Below are 17,770 nucleotides of genomic sequence, written 5' to 3' on the forward strand. Positions count from 1 at the left end.
CCCGAGCGCATCGCCTCGGCGCTCGACATCATGATCGAGGGCCCGATCGGCGCCGCCGCCTTCAACAACGAGTTCGGCCGTCCCAACCTCGCCGGCTACTTCCGCACCTTCGAGCAGGCGGTGCAGGGCGAGGTGCGCGGCTACCACAAGCCGATCATGATCGCCGGCGGCCTCGGCAGCATTCAGGCCCAGCAGTCCGAGAAGCCGACCTTCCCGCCGGGCACGCTGCTGATCCAGCTCGGCGGCCCGGGCATGCTGATCGGTCTCGGCGGCGGCGCGGCCTCGTCGATGGCCACCGGCAGCAATACTGCCGATCTCGACTTCGCCTCGGTGCAGCGCGGCAACCCCGAGATCCAGCGCCGCTGCCAGGAGGTCATCGACGCCTGCTGGCAGCAGGGCGACAGGAACCCGATCATCGCCATCCACGACGTCGGCGCCGGTGGCCTGTCGAACGCGATGCCGGAGCTCGCCGACCACGCCGGCCTGGGCGCGCACTTCGAGCTGCGCGAGGTGCACATCGAGGAGCCGGGCATGAGCCCGCGCGAGATCTGGTCGAACGAATCGCAGGAGCGCTACGTGCTGGCGATCGCGCCCGAGAGCCTGCCGACGTTCCAAGCCTTCTGCGAGCGCGAGCGCTGCCCGTTCGCGGTGCTCGGCACCGCCACCGCCGATGGCCACCTCACCGTGTCCGACCGCCACTTCGGCAACAAGCCGGTGGATATGGACATGAAGGTGCTGCTCGGCAAGCCGCCGAAGATGACGCGCAACGTGTCGCGCCGCGCAGTGCACTTGCCGCCTTTCGATACCACCGATTTCGACCTCCAGGAAGCCGGGATGCGCGTGCTCCGCATGCCGGCGGTGGCGAGCAAGAGCTTCCTGATCACGATCGGCGACCGCTCGGTGGGTGGCCTCACCGCGCGCGACCAGTTCGTCGGCCCGTGGCAGGTGCCGGTGGCCGACGTCGCGGTCACGGCGATGAGTTTCCAGGGCTACCGCGGCGAGGCCTTCGCGCTCGGCGAGCGCACGCCCCTTGCCTGCGTCGATGCCCCGGCCTCCGGCCGCATGGCGATCGGCGAGGCGATCACCAACATCGCTGCCGCCGACATCGCCTCGCTCGGCGACGTCAAGCTGTCGGCCAACTGGATGGCCGCCGCCGGCCACCGCGGCGAGGACGCCCGGCTCTACGACACGGTGCAGGCTGTGTCCGACTTTTGCGTGACGGCCGGTCTGTCGATTCCGGTCGGCAAGGATTCGCTGTCGATGCGCACCGCCTGGCAGGATGAGGGGGTGGACAAACAGGTCGTCTCGCCGCTGTCGCTGGTCGCCACCGCCTTCGCGCCGGTGCAGGACATCCGCAACACCCTCACGCCGCAGCTCCGGCTGCCCGAAGGCGTGGAGACCGAGCTGCTGCTGATCGACCTCGGCAACGGCAGCAATCGCCTCGGTGGCTCGGTGCTCGCCCAGGCCTACGGTTCGGTCGGCGAGCACGCGCCCGATGTCGATCCGCGCCAACTCAGGGCCTTCTTCGATGCCGTGCAGCAGCTGCGCCGCGACGGGCTGCTGCTGGCCTACCACGATCGCTCGGACGGCGGCCTGTTCGCAACCGTTTGCGAGATGGCCTTCGCCGCGAAGTGCGGCCTGTCGCTGATCCTCGACACCGTCTGCTACGACCCCTACATGGTGGATGTCGATGGCCTGGAGAAGAAGCCCGATACCCTCAAGGGCCGTTTCGCCGACCGCCTGTTCGCCGGCCTGTTCGCCGAGGAGCTGGGCGCGGTCATCCAGATCCGGCGCGAGCAGCGCGCGCGCGTCACCGAACAGTTGCGTGCTGCCGGGCTGGCCTACCACTTCATCGGCGAACCGAACGACAAGGACGAGATCCGGGTGCGCCGCAACGCCAAGCTGGTGTTCTCGGCCAGCCGGGCCGAGCTGCTGCAGGCCTGGTCAGAGACCAGTTACCGGATCGCCAGGCTGCGCGACGACGCCGCTTCGGTGGAGCAGGAGTTCGCCGGCCTCGCCGACGCCCAGGATCCCGGGCTGTCGGTGAGCCTGTCCTTCGACGTGACCGAAAACGTCGCCGCCCCCTTCATCGCCAGCGGCGTCCGGCCCAAGGTCGTCGTGCTGCGCGAGCAGGGCGTCAACTCCCAGTTCGAGATGGCGGCGGCTTTCGAGCGCGCCGGCTTCACCCCGGTCGACGTGCATATGTCCGATCTTCAGGCCGGCCGCATCGACCTCGCCGACTTCCACGGCCTGGCGGCCTGCGGCGGCTTCTCCTACGGTGACGTGCTCGGCGCCGGCCAGGGCTGGGCGAAGTCCATCCTGTTCAACAGCCGACTGCGCGGCGAGTTCGAGGCCTTCTTCCGCCGCGACGACACCTTCGCGCTCGGCGTATGCAATGGCTGCCAGATGATGGCTCATCTCGCCCCGATCATCCCCGGCGCCGAGGCCTGGCCGACCTTCCAGCGCAACCGCAGCGAGCAGTTCGAGGCGCGCTTCGCGATGGTCGAGGTCGCCGAGAGCCCGTCGATCCTGTTCGCCGGCATGGCCGGCAGCCGGATGCCGATCGTGGTCAGCCACGGCGAGGGCAGGGCGGTGTTCCGCGATCCCGCCGACCAGGCCAAGGCCTTGCTGGCGGTGCGCTATGTCGACAACTACGGCCGGCCCGCGGAGGCGTATCCGAAGAACCCGAACGGATCGCCCGACGGCGTCACCGGCTTCACCACCGCCGACGGCCGCTTCACGATCATGATGCCGCATCCGGAGCGCACCGCCCGTACGCTGCAGATGTCGTGGGCGCCCCAATGGCTGGTCGACAAGAGCCCGGACGCCTCGCCCTGGCTGCGCATGTTCCGCAACGCGCGCGTCTGGCTGGGCTGAGAGGGATGCCGGCGGCCATGGTCGCCGGCTCCCTGCAGCCGATCTTCGGCGAACTGAGCTCGATCAATTCGCGTCGCGCGACATCGGCTAAAATGCGCCTCATCAGCAGGTCCTTTTAGAAGAAACCCGGCGCCGGAACCACGATGCATCCCTTTCGCCTTCGCCAACGCCTGTTCGCCTGGCTCGCCGCATTCGCGATGATGCTGGGTGCGCTGGCGCCTGCCGTCAGCCAGGCGATGACGAGCGATGGCGGCGGCTGGGTCGAACTCTGTTCCGCGGCCGGCACTCATCGTGTCCTGCTCGACGCGGCAACTTATGCTGCGTATGCCGAGCCCGGTTCGCAGGACGATTCCGGCCGGAACGAAAGCGGCCTCGAGGCCTGTCCCTACTGCCTGGCCCATGCCGGCTTGGTCGGATTGCCGCCGTCTGCCATCACGCTGGCGCTGCCCCGTCCCGCCGAACATTTTCCCCTGCTGTTCTATCGCGCCCCTCAGCCGCTGTTCGCGTGGACCGCGGCCAGCCCGCGCGCACCGCCGTCGGCTTCCTGAACCGGTGCGGCCGGACCGCTGAAATCGGCTCCCGGACCCGTACCCGCTCGCATCCCCCCCAAGCATCACCGAATCCCGCTGCCGATCCGCCGCTCGCAGGCGCTCGGCAGGTACGTGACCTTCGCCATCGCTCCGTTCGTGCAACCCGCCGAAGCGGACCGAAGCGTTCGCGTTCACCGATTTCCGAAGGAGTTACATCGTGAAGAAACTGTTCATCGCCTCGCTGCTCGCCGCCGTCGCCCTGCCGGCATTGGCGGAAACCACCGTCGCCGAGCCCTGGGTGCGCGCCACCGTTCCCGCGCAAAAAGCGACCGGCGCCTTCATGCGGCTGAGTTCGGACGCCGACGCCCGCCTCGTGTCGGCCAGTTCGCCGGTTGCCAACGTCGTCGAGGTGCATGAGATGGCGGTCGTCGACAACGTGATGAAGATGCGTCAGGTCGAGGCAGTCGAGCTGCCCGCCGGCGACACCGTCGAGCTCAAGCCGGGCAGCTTCCACATCATGCTGATGGACCTCAAGGCCCAGGTGAAGGAGGGCGACGAGGTACCGATCACGCTCGTGATCGAGGGCAAGGACGGCGAGCAGGAGACGGTGAGCATCGTCGCGCCCGCGCGACCGCTCAACGCACCCGCCGGCGGCATGCAGATGAAGCACGGCCAATGATGGCTTGAGCCCGGGCCGTTGACGCAAGCGATTCACGCCGACCGGCCCGTCCCCCGTTTGATGGATGATGAAATCGATGAACAAGAACCTCCGCAAGCTGCCTCTCGCGATCGCGATCTCGCTCGCCCTGCCGGCGATCGCCGCCGAGAACGAAACGACCCTCGGCACGGTGGTGGTGACCGCCCCCGCCACCGAGGCGCCGCTGACCGTCACCACCGACCCCAAGGCTCCGCGCCAGCCGCTGCCCGCGCATGACGGCGCCGACCTGCTGAAGAGCATTCCGGGCTTTTCGGTGATCCGCAAGGGCGGCACCGACGGCGATCCGGTGTTCCGCGGCATGTCGGGCTCGCGCCTCGGCATCCTGCTCGATGGCCAGGAAATCCACGGCGGCTGCGGTGGCCGTATGGATCCGCCCACCGCCTATATCTACCCCGAGTCCTACGATCGGGTCACCGTGCTGAAGGGGCCGCAGACGGTGCTCTACGTGCCCGGCAGCTCGGCTGGCGTCGTGCTCTTCGAGCGTGACTTCAAGCGGATGACCGAGCCCGGCTGGAGCGCGGACGGCAGCCTCACCTTCGGCAGCTGGGGCCGCAACGACCAGTATCTCGAGGCGCGTGGCGGCAACCCCGACTTCTACGCCCGCATCAACGCAACGCGCTCGGACAGCGACAACTACGAGGACGGCGACGGCGAGGAGGTGCATTCCTTCTACACCCGCTGGAGCACCAGCGCCGCCCTGGGGTGGACGCCGGACGACAACACGCTGCTGGAACTGAGCCTCGGTCGGTCCGACGGCGAGGCGGCCTATGCCGATCGCGCGATGGACGGCACGAAGTTCGAGCGCGAGAACGCCGCCCTGAAGTTCGAGAAGCGGAACATCTCGCCTCTGGTGGCCAAGGTCGAGGCCCTCGCCTACTACAGCTATGTCGACCACGTGATGGACAACTACAGCCTGCGAAAGCCGCCGAAGGACCCGACCAAATATGCACTGAACAACCCCGACCGCGAGACGAAGGGCGCGCGCGTGGCGGTGACGCTCACGCCGAACGATCCGCTTCAGCTGGTGCTCGGCGCCGACATGAAGACGGACGAGCACACCTTGCGCAACGGGACGGACTACCGCAACCAGCCCAGGGAGGCCGATCTGAGTTTCGATCGTTACGGCGTGTTCGGCGAAGCGACCTACGCGCTCGACGACGTCCGCCGGGTCATCGGGGGCCTGCGCGTCGACGATTACGAGGTGACCAACGACAAGATGGGCGGCATCACCGAGGGCGAGACGCTCCCGAGTGGCTTCCTGCGTTTCGAGAACGACTATGGCAGCGGCGCGGGGACCTGGTATGCGGGCCTCGGGCATGTCGAGCGTTTCCCCGATTACTGGGAGTACATGCGCACCGGCAACATGATCAAGGTGCAGGACGCGCGTAGCTTCGCCACCCTCGATCCGGAAAAGACCACGCAGCTCGACATTGGCGCGAACTGGACGCAGGGCCCGTGGTCGGCCTCGGTGTCGGGTTTCTACAGCAAGGTGGATGACTACATCCTGCTGCGCTGGGTGTCCGACAAGGCCGCTAATGTGCGCAACATCGATGCAACGGTGTACGGCCTCGAAGGCGATTTGAGCTGGCGTTTCGCACCGAACTGGCAGGCCTACGGTACCGTGGCCTGGGTGCGCGGTACGAACGACACCGGCGACAAGGCGCTCGCCCAGCAGCCGCCGCTCGAGGGGAAGCTCGGTGTCGAGTACGACAACCGCGTGTTCTCTTACGGGGCGCTGCTGCGCATGGTCGCCAAACAGGACCGCTACGACATCGGCTCGGGCAGCATCGTCGCCAACGGGCAGGATCTCGGTCCCACTGGCGGTTTCGCGACGCTCGCGCTCAATGCCGGATGGCGCCCGAACAAGGCCACCCTGCTGACCGTTGGCGTCGATAACGTTTTCGACCGCACCTACAGCGAGCATCTCGGCAAGGGCGGGTGGGACTTCGCGGGCGCCGCCGTCACCGACGAGCGCATCAACGAACCCGGCCGCACCTTCTGGGTCAAGGCGCAGCTCGCGCTCGACTGAGCGGCCTTGCCGGACGGTGCCGGCGCGTTCCGGCCGGCGCCGCCCGGAAAGACGAAAGCCCCGCGATGCGGGGCTTTCGTTTTGAGGCCTCACCGGCCGACGCGCCCGCGTGGACTTACATGCCCTGGTACAGCGGGCCTTCCCCGCCCTGCGGCACGACCCAGTTGATATTCTGGGTCGGGTCCTTGATGTCGCAAGTCTTGCAGTGCACGCAGTTGGCGGCGTTGATCTGCAGCCGGGGGGCTTCGCTACCCTCGCGCACGATCTCGTACACGCCGGCCGGACAGTAGCGCTGCTCGGGGGCGTCGTATTTCGCCAGGTTCACGTTGATCGCCACCGACGGGTCCTTCAGCTGCAGGTGGCAGGGCTGGTCTTCCTCGTGGTTGACGTTCGACAGGAACACCGAGGACAGGCGGTCGAAGGTCAGCACGCCGTCCGGCTTCGGATAGTCGATCTTTTCGCATTCAGCCGCCGGCTTGAGCTGGGTGTGGTCGGCGCTGTTGTGCAGCGTCCAGGGCACCTTGCCGCCGAACAGCTTCTGCTCGGCGCCGAACATCAGCGAGCCGAGCCACAGACCGCGCTTCATGTAGGGCTTGAAGTTGCGGGTCTTGTGGAGCTCCGGATACATCCAGGATTCGCGGAACGCGGCGGGGTAGGCGGTCAGCGCGTCGGCGGCGCGGCCGGCGCCGATCGCCTCGAAGGCGGCCTCGGCGGCGAGCATGCCCGACTTCATCGCGGTGTGCGCGCCCTTGATGCGGGCGGTGACGAGGAAGCCGGCGTCGCAGCCGATCAGCGCACCGCCGGGGAAGACCAGGCGCGGCAGGCTCTGCAGGCCGCCCGTGCCGATCGCTCGCGCGCCGTACTGGAGTCGCTTGCCGCCCTCGAGATATTTGCGGATCTCGGGGTGCGTCTTGAAGCGCTGCATCTCCTCGAACGGCGACAGGTGCGGATTGCTGTAGTTGAGGCCGACGACGAAGCCGATCTGCACCAGATTGTCGTCGAGGTGATACATGAAGCTGCCACCATAGGTGTCGGGCTTCAGCGGCCAGCCGGTGGTGTGCATCACCAGCCCGGGACGGTAATTGGCCGCCGGCACTTCCCACAGCTCCTTGATGCCGATGCCGTAGGTTTGGGGATCGGCGCCTTCGCGCAGGCTGAACTTCGCCTCGAGCTGCTTGCCGAGATGGCCGCGCACACCTTCGGCAAAGAAGGTGTACTTGGCGTGCAGTTCCATGCCGGGCTGGTAGTGCGGGCCATGTTCGCCGCTCTTGGTGACGCCCATGTCGCCGGTGGCGACGCCCTTCACCGCGCCCTTCTCGTCGTAAAGGATCTCGGCGCCGGCGAAGCCCGGATAGACCTCGACGCCCATCGCCTCGGCCTGTTCGCCCAGCCACTTCACGAAGTGGCCGAGGCGCACGACGTAGTTGCCTTCATTGTGAAAGCAGTCCGGCACCATCGCGACCGGCGCGGAAAATGCCTTCTTTTCGGTCAGCAGGACGATACGATCTTCGGTGACGGCGGTGGTCACCGGCGCGCCGCGTTCCTTCCAGTCGGGGAGGAGTTCGTTGAGCGCCTTGGGGTCGAGGACTGCGCCCGACAGGATGTGGGCGCCGATCTCCGCGCCTTTCTCGATCAGGCATACCGAGATTTCTTCACCCTTCTTTTCCGCAAGCTGCTTCAGCCGGATCGCAGCGGCGAGGCCGGCAGGGCCGCCGCCAACGATCAGGACGTCAAACTCCATGGATTCGCGTTCCATGCTGTACTCCTTCAATATCTGGCCGTGGTCGTGTGTGCTTCGTCGTCGTCAGTGTAGCGCGGCACGTGCCATCCCGTCCGTTTCGAGGCACCTAAAACATACGGACGCGTATGCTACAGTAGCGCGCCGATCCATAACAGGGAAAACGAGATGGAAAACTCGATACGCAAGCTACTTCATGTGAGCCGCATGCCGGTGCGCTGGGGAGACATGGATGCCTATGGCCACGTCAACAATACCGTCTATTTCCGCTACTTCGAGCAGACCCGGGTCGAATGGATCGAGGCGTTCGGCGGCAAGGTACGCCCCGAGGAGCCGGTGGGGCCGGTGATCGTCAACGCCAGCTGCACCTTCCTGCGCTCGGTCAATTACCCGTCGACCGTGGTCATCAAGATGTACGGCGGCGAGCCGGGTCGCAGCAGCGTGATGACCTGGTACGAACTCTTCGTCGAGGGCGAGGAAGGGCTCTTCGCCGAGGGTGGCGCGAAGACGGTGTGGATCGACATGGTGACCAACAAGTCGGTCCCGCTGCCCGACTCGGTGCGCGCGCTGTTCGACTGAAGGCGCGCCGACCGAAGAAGCGGCGCACACCGGAAGATGGGATAAAAGAAGAGGAGAGGAGAGAAAGAAGATGACGCAACTCAACGATCGCCCCTTGTGGGAACCCTCGGCGGAGCGCATTGCCGGCGCCAACGTGACTGCCTTCCGCCTCACCGCCGAAAAACGCTGGGGCGTGTCCTTGCCCGACTACGACGCGCTGTACGAGTGGTCGGTGACGCAGCCTGAGTCGTTCTGGGTCAGCGTGTGGGAGGACGGTGGCGTCATCGGCGAGCGTGGCGAGGCGGTGCTGGTCGATGGCGAGCGCATGCCGGGCGCGAAGTGGTTCCCGCAGGCGCGGCTCAATTTCGCGGAGAACCTGCTGCGCTCGCGCGACGACCACGATGCGGTGGTGTTCTGGGGCGAGGACAAGGTGCAGAACCGCATGAGCCATGGCGAGCTCTACCGTGCAGTGGCGCATCTGGCGGCGGCGTTGCGCGAGCAGGGCGTGGTCGCCGGCGACCGTGTCGCCGCCTACATGCCGAACCTGCCCGAGACCCTCGTGGCGATGCTGGCGGCGACGAGCATCGGCGCCATCTTCACCTCGGCCTCGCCCGACTTCGGCGTGCAGGGCGTGCTCGACCGCTTCGGTCAGACCGAGCCCAAGGTGCTGATCGCCTGCGACGGCTACTACTACGGCGGCAAGGTGGTCGACTGCCTGGGCAAACTGGGCGAGATCGTGCGCGCGCTGCCCTCGCTGAAGCGAGTGGTGGTGGTGCGCTACGTGCATGCGGAGCACGACCTGAGCGGCATCCCGCATGCCCGCATGTACGAGGATTTCGTCGAACCCTTCCACTTCGAGAGCGAGATCGAGTTCGCCCAGCTGCCCTTCGATCATCCGCTCTACATCATGTATTCCTCGGGCACCACCGGCGTTCCCAAGTGCATCGTGCACTGCGCCGGCGGCGCGCTGCTGCAGCACCTGAAGGAGCATCGCCTGCACGGCGACGTGAAGCCGGGCGACCGCGTGTTCTACTTCACCACCTGCGGCTGGATGATGTGGAACTGGCTGGTGTCCGGCCTTGCCGCGGGAGCGACCCTGCTGCTCTACGACGGGTCGCCCTTCGCCGGCGACAACCGCATCCTGTTCGATTACGCCGATGCCGAGCGCATGACTCACTTCGGCACCTCGGCGAAGTTCCTCGACGCCGCCGCCAAGTTCGGCCTCAAGCCGCGCGAGACGCACCGCCTCGACACCGTGCGCGCGATGTTCAGCACCGGCAGCCCGCTGGTGGCCGAAGGCTTCGAATATGTCTATCGCGACATCAAGGCCGACCTGCAGCTGTCCTCGATCTCGGGCGGTACCGACATCATCTCCTGCTTCGTGCTCGGCAGCCCGGTGCTGCCGGTGTGGCGCGGCGAGATCCAGTGCCGCGGGCTCGGCATGGCGGTCGACGTCTGGGACGACGAGGGCCGGCCTCTGCGCGGCGAAAAGGGTGAGCTGGTGTGTGCCAGGCCCTTCCCGGTGATGCCGCTCGGCTTCTGGAACGACACCGACGGCAGCAGGTACCACGCCGCCTACTTCGATCGCTTCCCCGACGTCTGGTGCCACGGCGATTTCTGCGAGATCACCGCGCACGGTGGCCTGGTGATCTATGGCCGCTCGGACGCCACGCTGAATCCGGGCGGGGTGCGCATCGGCACCGCCGAGATCTACCGCCAGGTCGAGCGCCTGCCTGAGGTCGTGGAGTCGCTGGTGATCGGCCAGGACTGGCCGCCGCAGAATCCGACCGACGTGCGCGTGGTGCTGTTCGTGAAGCTGCGCGAGGGCCTCAGGCTCGACGACGAGCTGGTCGCACGCATCCGCAAGACCATTCGCGACAACACCACGCCGCGGCACGTGCCGGCCAAGGTGGTACAGGTGATGGACATCCCGCGTACGAAGAGCGGCAAGATTGTCGAACTGGCGGTGCGTAACGTGGTGCACGGCCGCCCGGTGAAGAATCAGGAGGCGCTCGCCAATCCGGAGGCACTCGAGCTCTACCGCGACCGCCCCGAGCTGGCCGGCTGAGGAGAAATGACGATGCTGATGAATCGAGACAGATCGGTGCTGCTGATCGTGGACGTGCAGGAGCGGCTCGCGCCGTCGATCCACGAGGGCGAACGGGTTGCCGCCAATTGCGCCTGGCTCGCCGGGGTGGCCCACCGGGTCGGCGTGCCGGTGGTGGTCACCGAGCATTTTCCGGAGAAGATCGGTGGCACGGTGGAAGTGGTCAAATCCGCTACCGCGGACGCGCGCTACGTGACCAAGCAGTGCTTCTCGGCGCAGGCCGACGGTTGCCTCGTCGATACCGAGGTCGACGCGCGCCGGCAGGTGATCGTGTGCGGCACCGAGGCGCACGTCTGCGTGCAGCAGACCGCGCTCGACCTTCGATGGGCGGGCAAGGAGGTGTTCGTCGTCGCCGACGCCGCCGGCTCGCGCGATCCGGCCAACCGCGAGCTGGCCTTCGCCCGCATGCGAAGCCACGGCATCGAGATCGTGTCGGGCGAGATGGTTGCCTTCGAGTGGCTCGAGCGCGGCGGCACCGAGCTCTTCCGTGCGGTGAACCGCGACTTCATCCGCTGAGTCCGGACGCGGCCGGAGGCAGGGCGGCGGCGGCCGTGCCCATGCTTCCGGCCGCGGGGTCGATCGGTTATCATCGCGCTTTCCCGCAGCATGATTCCCATGACCAAATACGTCTTCGTTACCGGCGGTGTCGTGTCCTCCCTGGGCAAGGGCATCTCGGCGGCCTCTCTGGGCGCCATCCTCGAGTCGCGCGGCATCAAGGTCACGCACCTCAAGCTCGATCCGTACATCAACGTCGATCCGGGCACGATGAGCCCGTTCCAGCACGGCGAGGTCTTCGTCACCGAAGACGGTGCGGAAACCGACCTCGACCTCGGCCATTACGAGCGCTTCACCAGCGCCAAGATGAGCAAGCGCAACAACTTCACCACCGGCCAGATCTACGAGTCGGTGATCAAGAAGGAGCGGCGCGGCGAGTACCTCGGCAAGACGGTGCAGGTGATCCCGCACATCACTGACGAGATCAAGACCTACGTCAAGCGCGGGGCCGAAGGCGCCGACGTGGCGATCGTCGAGGTCGGCGGCACGGTGGGCGACATCGAATCGCTGCCCTTCCTCGAGGCGATCCGCCAGATGGGCATCGAGGAGGGCCGCTCGAGCACCTGCTTCATCCACCTCACGCTGCTGCCCTACATCCCCACCGCGGGCGAGCTCAAGACCAAGCCTACCCAGCATTCGGTGAAGGAGCTGCGCGAGATCGGCATCCAGCCCGACATCCTGCTGTGCCGTGCCGACCGCTCGATCCCGGTGGACGAGCGGCGCAAGATCGCGCTGTTCTGCAACGTGATGCCGGAGGCGGTCATCGAGGTACTCGACGCCGACTCGATCTACAAGATCCCCGGCATGCTGCACGACCAGATGCTCGACCAGATCGTCTGCCACAAGCTCGACATCCTCGCGCGAGCGGCCGACCTGTCGGTGTGGGAGAAGCTGATCCGCGCCCTCGAGAACCCGAAGGCAGCGGTCGACGTCGCCTTTGTCGGCAAGTATGTTGACCTCACCGAGTCGTACAAGTCGCTGATCGAAGCGCTCAACCATGCCGGGATGCACACCGAGTCGAAGGTGAACATCCACTACATCGACTCCGAGGACATCGAGCGCGACGGTTGCGGCGTGCTCGCGAAGATGGACGCGATCCTGGTGCCGGGCGGCTTCGGCAAGCGCGGCACCGAGGGCAAGATCGCCGCGATCCGCTTCGCGCGCGAGAACAAGGTGCCCTACCTCGGCATCTGCCTCGGCATGCAGCTGGCGGTGGTCGAGTTCGCCCGCGACGTCGCCGGCATGGACGGTGCGCACTCGACCGAGTTCGAGCGCGACACCGCCTACCCGGTGATCGGCCTGATCACCGAATGGAAGGACCGCAGCGGCAGGCTCGAGAAGCGCAGCGCCGAATCCGACCTCGGGGGCACGATGCGGCTCGGCGGTCAGCTCTGCCTGCTCAAGGAGGGCTCGCTCGCTCGCGAGGTCTACGGCGCGGCCGAGATCACCGAGCGTCATCGGCATCGCTACGAAGTGAACAATTCCCTGCTCTCCAAGCTCGAGGGCAAGGGCCTGGTGGTCTCCGGGCGCGCCCCGGTCACCGACCTGTGCGAAATGGTCGAGCTGCCGGCCGAGGTCCATCCCTGGTTCGTCGGCTGCCAGTTCCATCCCGAATTCACCTCCAATCCGCGCAAGGGTCATCCCCTGTTCACCGCCTACGTGAAGGCGGCGCTGGCGCGCAAGGCGGCCCAGGCCGAAGGAGTGCGTAATGAAACTGTGTGATTTCGAGGTCGGCCTCGACCAGCCCTTCTTTCTCATCGCCGGACCCTGCGTCGCCGAGTCCGAGCAGATGTGCCTCGACATCGCCGGCCAGATGAAGGAGATCTGCGGCGAGCTGGGCATCCCCTACATCTTCAAGGCCTCCTACGACAAGGCGAACCGCAGCTCGGGAAAGAGCTTCCGCGGCTTCGGCCTCGACGGCGGCCTCAAGATGCTGGAGGCGGTCAAGAAGCAGCTCGGCCTGCCGGTGCTGACCGACGTGCATACCGTCGAGGAGATCCCGACCGTGGCCGCAGTGGTCGACGTGCTGCAGACGCCGGCCTTCCTGTGTCGCCAGACCGATTTCATCCACGCAGTGGCGGCGAGCGGCAAGCCGGTCAACATCAAGAAGGGCCAGTTCCTCGCTCCGGCCGACATGAAGAACGTGGTCGACAAGGCGAAGGAGGCCAATGGCGGCGCAGACACCATCATGGTCTGCGAACGCGGCGCCTCCTTCGGCTACAACAACCTGGTGTCCGACATGCGCTCGCTCGCGATCATGCGCGACACCGGCTGCCCGGTGGTGTTCGACGCCACCCATTCGGTGCAGCTGCCGGGCGGTCAGGGCACGGCCTCGGGCGGCCAGCGCGAGTTCGTGCCGGTACTGGCCCGCGCCGCCACCGCGGTGGGCATCGCCGGGCTGTTCATGGAAACTCATCCCGATCCGGCGAAGGCGCTGTCCGACGGCCCCAACGCCTGGCCGCTGCAGAAGATGAAGGCGCTGCTCGCAACACTCAAGGACATCGACGCCCTGGTCAAGCGCCACGGCTTCCTCGAGCGGGCCGACTGAATCGCGCCGGCCCACCGATTACCCACTATCCAAGACAGGAAAACCCATGAGTGCAATCGTTGATGTGATCGCCCGCGAGATCCTCGACTCCCGCGGCAATCCCACCGTCGAAGTCGACGTGCTGCTCGAGTCCGGCGTGATGGGCCGTGCGGCCGTGCCCTCGGGCGCTTCCACCGGCTCGCGCGAGGCGATCGAGCTGCGCGACGGCGACGCCGCCCGCTATCTCGGCAAGGGCGTGCTGCGCGCGGTCGAGAATGTGAACACCGAGATCGCCGAAGCGATCATCGGCCTCGACGCCGAGGAGCAGGCCTTCATCGACCACACCCTGATCGAGCTCGACGGCACCGAGAACAAGGGTCGCCTCGGCGCCAACGCGCTGCTGGCGGTGTCGATGGCAGTCGCCAAGGCGGCGTCGGAAGAGGCCGGCCTGCCGCTCTACCGCTATTTTGGCGGCTCGGCCGGCATGAGCATGCCGGTGCCGATGATGAACGTCATCAACGGCGGCGAGCACGCCAACAACAGCCTCGACATCCAGGAATGCATGATCATGCCGGTGAGCATGAAGAGCTTCCGCGAGGCGCTGCGCTGCGGCGCCGAGATCTTCCACCACCTGAAGAAGATCACCGACAGCAAGGGCTTCCCGACCACGGTCGGCGACGAGGGCGGCTTCGCCCCCAACGTCTCGGGCACCGACGAGGCGCTGGCGCTGATCCAGGAGGCGATCATCGCCGCAGGCTACGAGCCGGGCCGCGACGTGCTGCTCGCGCTCGACTGCGCCGCCTCCGAGTTCTACAAGGAGGGCAGGTACGAGCTCAAGGGCGAGGGCCTGAGCCTGAGCGCCGCCGAGTTCGTCGACTATCTCGCCACCCTGGCCGACAAGCACCCGATCGTCTCGATCGAGGACGGCATGGCCGAGGGCGACTGGGAAGGCTGGAAGCTGCTCACCGACCGCCTCGGCAAGAAGGTCCAGCTGGTGGGCGACGACCTCTTCGTCACCAACACCCGGATCCTCGAGCAGGGTATCGAGCAGGGCGTGGCGAACTCGATCCTGATCAAGATCAACCAGATCGGCACCCTCACCGAGACCTTCGCCGCGGTCGAGATGGCCAAGCGCGCGGGTTACACCGCGGTGATCTCGCACCGTTCGGGCGAGACCGACGATTCGACCATCGCCGACATCGCGGTGGGCCTGAACGCGATGCAGATCAAGACCGGCTCGCTCAGCCGTTCCGACCGCATCTCGAAGTACAACCAGCTGCTGCGCATCGAGGAAGATCTCGGCGACACCGCCACCTACCCCGGCACCCGCGCCTTCTACAACCTGCGCAAGCGCTGAGCGGACCCGCTCGCGCCATGCGCTGGCCAGTGCTCATCCTGGCCGCCCTCCTGGTCCTCCTGCAGTATCCGCTGTGGCTGGGCAAGGGCGGATGGCTGAGAGTGTGGGAGGTGGACCGGCAGCTGCATTCGCAGCGGGCCGAGAATCTTCGCCTCGAACAACGCAACGCCAGCCTCGACGCCGAGGTCCGCGACCTCAAGTCCGGCAACGAGGCGATTGAGGAGCGGGCGCGTTTCGAGCTCGGCCTCACTCGTCCGGGCGAGGTCTACGTGCAGGTGCCACAGCGGCCTTGAGCGTCGTTTCCAGGCACACGAAAGCCCCGCGAGGGGCTTTTGCCTTTTTCGGCGCGGGGCGGGATCAGTTTGCCGCGAGCAGGGTGCGCGCGCCGTCGATGCGCGGCGCGAAGTAGCGGTTGTCGAGCCGCTCGATCCGGACCCGGCCGCGGCTCGAGGGGGCATGCACGAATCTGCCGTCGCCGATGTAGATCCCCATGTGTGAATGCCGGCGCTTGAGCGTATTGAAGAACACCAGGTCGCCCGGCTTCAGTTCGCCGACCCGGATCGGCCGGGTGCGCGCGGCGATCTGCGCCGCGTTGTGCGGCAGGCGCTGGCCGCTGACCTGCTCGACGATGTAGGCGATCATGCCGCTGCAGTCGAGACCCGCCTCGGGATTGCGGCCGCCGAAACGATAGCCGGTGTCGAGCAGGCCGAGGGCGTAGAACACCAATTCCTGCGTCGGCACATCGTCGGGCAGGGCGAAATAGGTTTGCGTCGGCGGTGCGCTCGCGGATGGGGCGGGTTTGCGGGGAGCGGGCGGGGTGCTGCCGCAGCCGGCGACGAGCATGCCTAAGCCGAGCAGCAGGCAGGCGCCGAGACGACGGCGGCCGCAGGGGGCGAGGAGGGCGGCGAGCGGACTCATGCCGCCGCAGGATAGGCCCGGTCGGACCGTCTTGTCCACCCGGCCGGGCGAAGGATCAGAGGTTGACGAGGCGCGGCTTGCAGCCGGTGATCGCAGATCGGCCGCGGCGCTCCAGGATCGCCTCCTCGCCGAGGTCCCAGAACACCGTGTTGCCGTCCGTGTAGCGCTCGCCGCGCTCGGCGGGCGCGCTCGACAGCGCGAACACGCCCGAGCCGTCGCGCAGGCGGAGGTGGCCGGTGCGGGTCTCGACCGTGAAGCGTTCGCCGTGGGCGCAGGCGTAGTCGGTCGTCTCCCCCGCGTCGCCGGCGCGGGTCACGTTCGCGACCGTCGTCGCGGCGAGAAGAAGGATCAGGGCGGGGAGGCGAATGTGCTTGGCAATCATGGCGGTGTGTGCAGGTGGAAGGACTCAGTCGATCAGCTCGATACTGCCGCTGACACTGACGTTGACGAGGGTTTCGCCCGCTTCGATCGGCGCGGGCGAGGCTTCGGCCATCATCGCCGGGGCGCTGCGCATGCGCGCGTAGACGGGCACGCCGCCGGCTTCGGACATTGACAGCTGGCGCAGACGGTAACGCTTGCCGAGGGCGCCGGCGATCACCCCGGCGCGGGCTTCGAAGTTGCGGATCGCGGCCACCATGGCTTCGTCGGCGACTGCGCGTCGGGTCTCAGGGGCAGGCTGCATGCCGATCTGACCCACCGCGAGGCGGCTCTGCAGTACGCCGACAAGCTCCGACATCGCGCCGGCGTCACGGCTCTCGAGGCGTATCGTCGAGCGCATGCGCCAGCCCTCGATCCGGCGGTCTTCCTTGCCGTGGATCGGCCAGGTCTGGGTGCCGTCGGACTGGACCTTGACCGACTTTCGCTCGCGCGCGGTCGCAAGGGCGGCGGCGATCTCGCGGTTCACCTCGTCGGCGAGCGCGGCCGGATCACGTCCATCGCGTTCCAGATAAAGCGAAGCGACGAAAAGATCGTTGGCCGCCGGCAGACTGGCTTCGGCGGAGAGGTCGACCACCGGCAGCGCGGAGCGGAAGCCATCGCCTGCGACGGCAGGGAGCGCGACCACAGCGGAAGCGAGCAGGGTGGAGGCGAAGAGTCGGGCGGGCAGCTTCATCGTGCGGTTCCTGTCGGGGATGATCGCGGGCCGCAAGGCGGGGAGGCGTCCGTTCTCGGTCCGGATGGCGGATTTATACCGCATCGCAACAAGGGTCGCCCGGTCGGTTTGTAACAGGAATGTCCCTCGACGGCACCCCGCGGTCGCTCAATCTTGCGGGGCGATCACGCCGGCGGGGTCGATCGCGCGCAACTCCGCTTCATACAGCCGGGCGTTATCGACGTAATGCGAGGCGTTCCATTTCAGGTGCTCGACATCCTTCTCGCTGAGCTCGCGGATGACGCGCCCCGGCGAGCCGACCACCAGTGAGCGGTCGGGAATCACCTTGCCTTCCGGAATCAGCGCATTGGCCCCGATGATGCAGTTCTTGCCGATCACGGCCTTGTTCAGCACGACGGCGTTGATGCCGATCAGGCTGCCGTCGCCGATGGTGCAGCCGTGCAGCATCACCATGTGGCCGATGGTGACGTTGGCGCCGATCGTCAGCGGCACGCCGTCGTCGTTGTGCAGGATCGCGCCATCCTGGATGTTGGTGCCGTCCCCGATCGAGATCGGGTCGTTGTCGCCGCGCAGCACCGCATTGAACCAGATGCTGACGTTGCGGCCGGCCTCCACCGCGCCGATCACGGTCGCGTTGTGGGCGATCCAGCTTCCCTCGCCGAAGCGGGGGACCTTGTCGCCCAGGGCGTAAATACTCATTTTCTCTCTCGTGGTGTTCAGGCGGACGCTTGTGAGGGCGCCGTCC

At 67.0% G+C, this 17,770-nt stretch carries 16 protein-coding genes; 11 read left to right on the forward strand and 5 right to left on the reverse strand.

Annotated elements, in window-relative coordinates; all coding sequences use genetic code 11:
- The 4 genes from purL to BB334_RS08820 form a co-directional block, all read left to right on the forward strand.
- Window positions 1-2,877, forward strand: a 2,877-nt coding sequence (gene purL / locus BB334_RS08805; RefSeq protein ID WP_068807981.1) for a phosphoribosylformylglycinamidine synthase, incomplete at its 5' end; no start/stop codon positions are given.
- 143 nt (window positions 2,878-3,020) lie between these two features.
- Window positions 3,021-3,425: a DUF2946 domain-containing protein gene (locus BB334_RS08810; protein ID WP_068807292.1), complete on the forward strand. Its 405-nt coding sequence runs from the start codon at window positions 3,021-3,023 to the stop codon at window positions 3,423-3,425.
- Window positions 3,426-3,624: 199 nt separating this feature from the next.
- Complete coding sequence (locus BB334_RS08815; protein WP_068807295.1) at window positions 3,625-4,086, forward strand: copper chaperone PCu(A)C; 462 nt, start codon at window positions 3,625-3,627, stop codon at window positions 4,084-4,086.
- Window positions 4,087-4,162: 76 nt separating this feature from the next.
- Window positions 4,163-6,154, forward strand: a complete 1,992-nt coding sequence (locus BB334_RS08820; RefSeq protein WP_068807298.1) for a TonB-dependent copper receptor — start codon at window positions 4,163-4,165, stop codon at window positions 6,152-6,154.
- Between the two features lie 115 nt (window positions 6,155-6,269).
- On the opposite strand, the gene BB334_RS08825 is transcribed toward BB334_RS08820, so the two are convergent.
- The gene (locus tag BB334_RS08825; protein ID WP_068807301.1) at window positions 6,270-7,910 is read right to left on the reverse strand and encodes an electron transfer flavoprotein-ubiquinone oxidoreductase; all 1,641 of its coding nucleotides are present in this window, start codon (window positions 7,908-7,910) and stop codon (window positions 6,270-6,272) included.
- A 150-nt stretch (window positions 7,911-8,060) separates the two neighbouring features.
- Here BB334_RS08825 and BB334_RS08830 point away from each other — a divergent pair, with 150 nt between their 5' ends.
- The 7 genes from BB334_RS08830 to ftsB all read left to right on the forward strand — a co-directional run bounded on the left by BB334_RS08830 (window position 8,061) and on the right by ftsB (window position 15,289).
- On the forward strand, window positions 8,061-8,471 hold the full coding sequence (locus BB334_RS08830) for an acyl-CoA thioesterase (RefSeq protein ID WP_068807304.1): 411 nt from the start codon (window positions 8,061-8,063) through the stop codon (window positions 8,469-8,471).
- A 70-nt stretch (window positions 8,472-8,541) separates the two neighbouring features.
- Window positions 8,542-10,518 carry an acetoacetate--CoA ligase gene (locus BB334_RS08835; RefSeq protein WP_068807307.1) on the forward strand — a complete coding sequence of 659 codons (1,977 nt, stop codon included), beginning with the start codon at window positions 8,542-8,544 and terminating at the stop codon, window positions 10,516-10,518.
- Between the two features lie 12 nt (window positions 10,519-10,530).
- Complete coding sequence (locus BB334_RS08840; RefSeq protein ID WP_068807984.1) at window positions 10,531-11,073, forward strand: isochorismatase family protein; 543 nt, start codon at window positions 10,531-10,533, stop codon at window positions 11,071-11,073.
- A 99-nt stretch (window positions 11,074-11,172) separates the two neighbouring features.
- Window positions 11,173-12,834 (forward strand): CTP synthase, encoded by a 1,662-nt coding sequence (locus BB334_RS08845; protein WP_068807310.1) that lies wholly within the window; start codon window positions 11,173-11,175, stop codon window positions 12,832-12,834.
- Window positions 12,821-13,660 (forward strand): 3-deoxy-8-phosphooctulonate synthase, encoded by an 840-nt coding sequence (gene kdsA, locus BB334_RS08850; protein WP_068807313.1) that lies wholly within the window; start codon window positions 12,821-12,823, stop codon window positions 13,658-13,660. The genes BB334_RS08845 and kdsA overlap by 14 nt, the downstream gene beginning before the upstream one ends.
- 46 nt (window positions 13,661-13,706) lie before the next feature.
- Complete coding sequence (gene eno / locus BB334_RS08855; RefSeq protein WP_068807315.1) at window positions 13,707-14,996, forward strand: phosphopyruvate hydratase; 1,290 nt, start codon at window positions 13,707-13,709, stop codon at window positions 14,994-14,996.
- 17 nt (window positions 14,997-15,013) lie between these two features.
- Window positions 15,014-15,289 carry a cell division protein FtsB gene (ftsB, locus tag BB334_RS08860; RefSeq protein WP_068807319.1) on the forward strand — a complete coding sequence of 92 codons (276 nt, stop codon included), beginning with the start codon at window positions 15,014-15,016 and terminating at the stop codon, window positions 15,287-15,289.
- A gap of 64 nt (window positions 15,290-15,353) precedes the next feature.
- Here ftsB and BB334_RS08865 read toward each other — a convergent pair whose 3' ends face one another.
- From BB334_RS08865 to BB334_RS08880, 4 genes are all read right to left on the reverse strand, one after another.
- Window positions 15,354-15,914: a C40 family peptidase gene (locus BB334_RS08865; RefSeq protein ID WP_068807322.1), complete on the reverse strand. Its 561-nt coding sequence runs from the start codon at window positions 15,912-15,914 to the stop codon at window positions 15,354-15,356.
- 55 nt (window positions 15,915-15,969) lie between these two features.
- Window positions 15,970-16,296, reverse strand: coding sequence for an MliC family protein (locus BB334_RS08870; RefSeq protein WP_068807325.1), 327 nt, complete (start codon window positions 16,294-16,296; stop codon window positions 15,970-15,972).
- Window positions 16,297-16,320: 24 nt separating this feature from the next.
- Window positions 16,321-17,025, reverse strand: coding sequence for an SIMPL domain-containing protein (locus BB334_RS08875; RefSeq protein WP_068807327.1), 705 nt, complete (start codon window positions 17,023-17,025; stop codon window positions 16,321-16,323).
- Window positions 17,026-17,172: 147 nt separating this feature from the next.
- A complete protein-coding gene (locus tag BB334_RS08880) occupies window positions 17,173-17,724 on the reverse strand; it encodes a gamma carbonic anhydrase family protein (protein WP_068807330.1) in 552 nt (183 codons plus the stop codon).
- Between the last annotated feature and the right edge of the window lie 46 nt (window positions 17,725-17,770).

Source organism: Thauera phenolivorans, from assembly GCF_001696715.1.
Taxonomy (GTDB): domain Bacteria; phylum Pseudomonadota; class Gammaproteobacteria; order Burkholderiales; family Rhodocyclaceae; genus Thauera; species Thauera phenolivorans.

Bases quoted from the DNA above. Each gene is read 5' to 3' on its own strand.
- BB334_RS08875 (WP_068807327.1), bottom strand. From the start codon at position 17,025: ATGAAGCTGCCCGCCCGACTCTTCGCCTCCACCCTGCTCGCTTCCGCT.
- ftsB (WP_068807319.1), top strand. From the start codon at position 15,014: ATGCGCTGGCCAGTGCTCATCCTGGCCGCCCTCCTGGTCCTCCTGCAG.
- BB334_RS08865 (WP_068807322.1), bottom strand. From the start codon at position 15,914: ATGAGTCCGCTCGCCGCCCTCCTCGCCCCCTGCGGCCGCCGTCGTCTC.
- BB334_RS08825 (WP_068807301.1), bottom strand. From the start codon at position 7,910: ATGGAACGCGAATCCATGGAGTTTGACGTCCTGATCGTTGGCGGCGGC.
- BB334_RS08820 (WP_068807298.1), top strand. From the start codon at position 4,163: ATGAACAAGAACCTCCGCAAGCTGCCTCTCGCGATCGCGATCTCGCTC.
- eno (WP_068807315.1), top strand. From the start codon at position 13,707: ATGAGTGCAATCGTTGATGTGATCGCCCGCGAGATCCTCGACTCCCGC.
- BB334_RS08880 (WP_068807330.1), bottom strand. From the start codon at position 17,724: ATGAGTATTTACGCCCTGGGCGACAAGGTCCCCCGCTTCGGCGAGGGA.
- BB334_RS08870 (WP_068807325.1), bottom strand. From the start codon at position 16,296: ATGATTGCCAAGCACATTCGCCTCCCCGCCCTGATCCTTCTTCTCGCC.
- kdsA (WP_068807313.1), top strand. From the start codon at position 12,821: ATGAAACTGTGTGATTTCGAGGTCGGCCTCGACCAGCCCTTCTTTCTC.
- BB334_RS08845 (WP_068807310.1), top strand. From the start codon at position 11,173: ATGACCAAATACGTCTTCGTTACCGGCGGTGTCGTGTCCTCCCTGGGC.
- BB334_RS08840 (WP_068807984.1), top strand. From the start codon at position 10,531: ATGCTGATGAATCGAGACAGATCGGTGCTGCTGATCGTGGACGTGCAG.
- BB334_RS08810 (WP_068807292.1), top strand. From the start codon at position 3,021: ATGCATCCCTTTCGCCTTCGCCAACGCCTGTTCGCCTGGCTCGCCGCA.
- BB334_RS08835 (WP_068807307.1), top strand. From the start codon at position 8,542: ATGACGCAACTCAACGATCGCCCCTTGTGGGAACCCTCGGCGGAGCGC.
- BB334_RS08830 (WP_068807304.1), top strand. From the start codon at position 8,061: ATGGAAAACTCGATACGCAAGCTACTTCATGTGAGCCGCATGCCGGTG.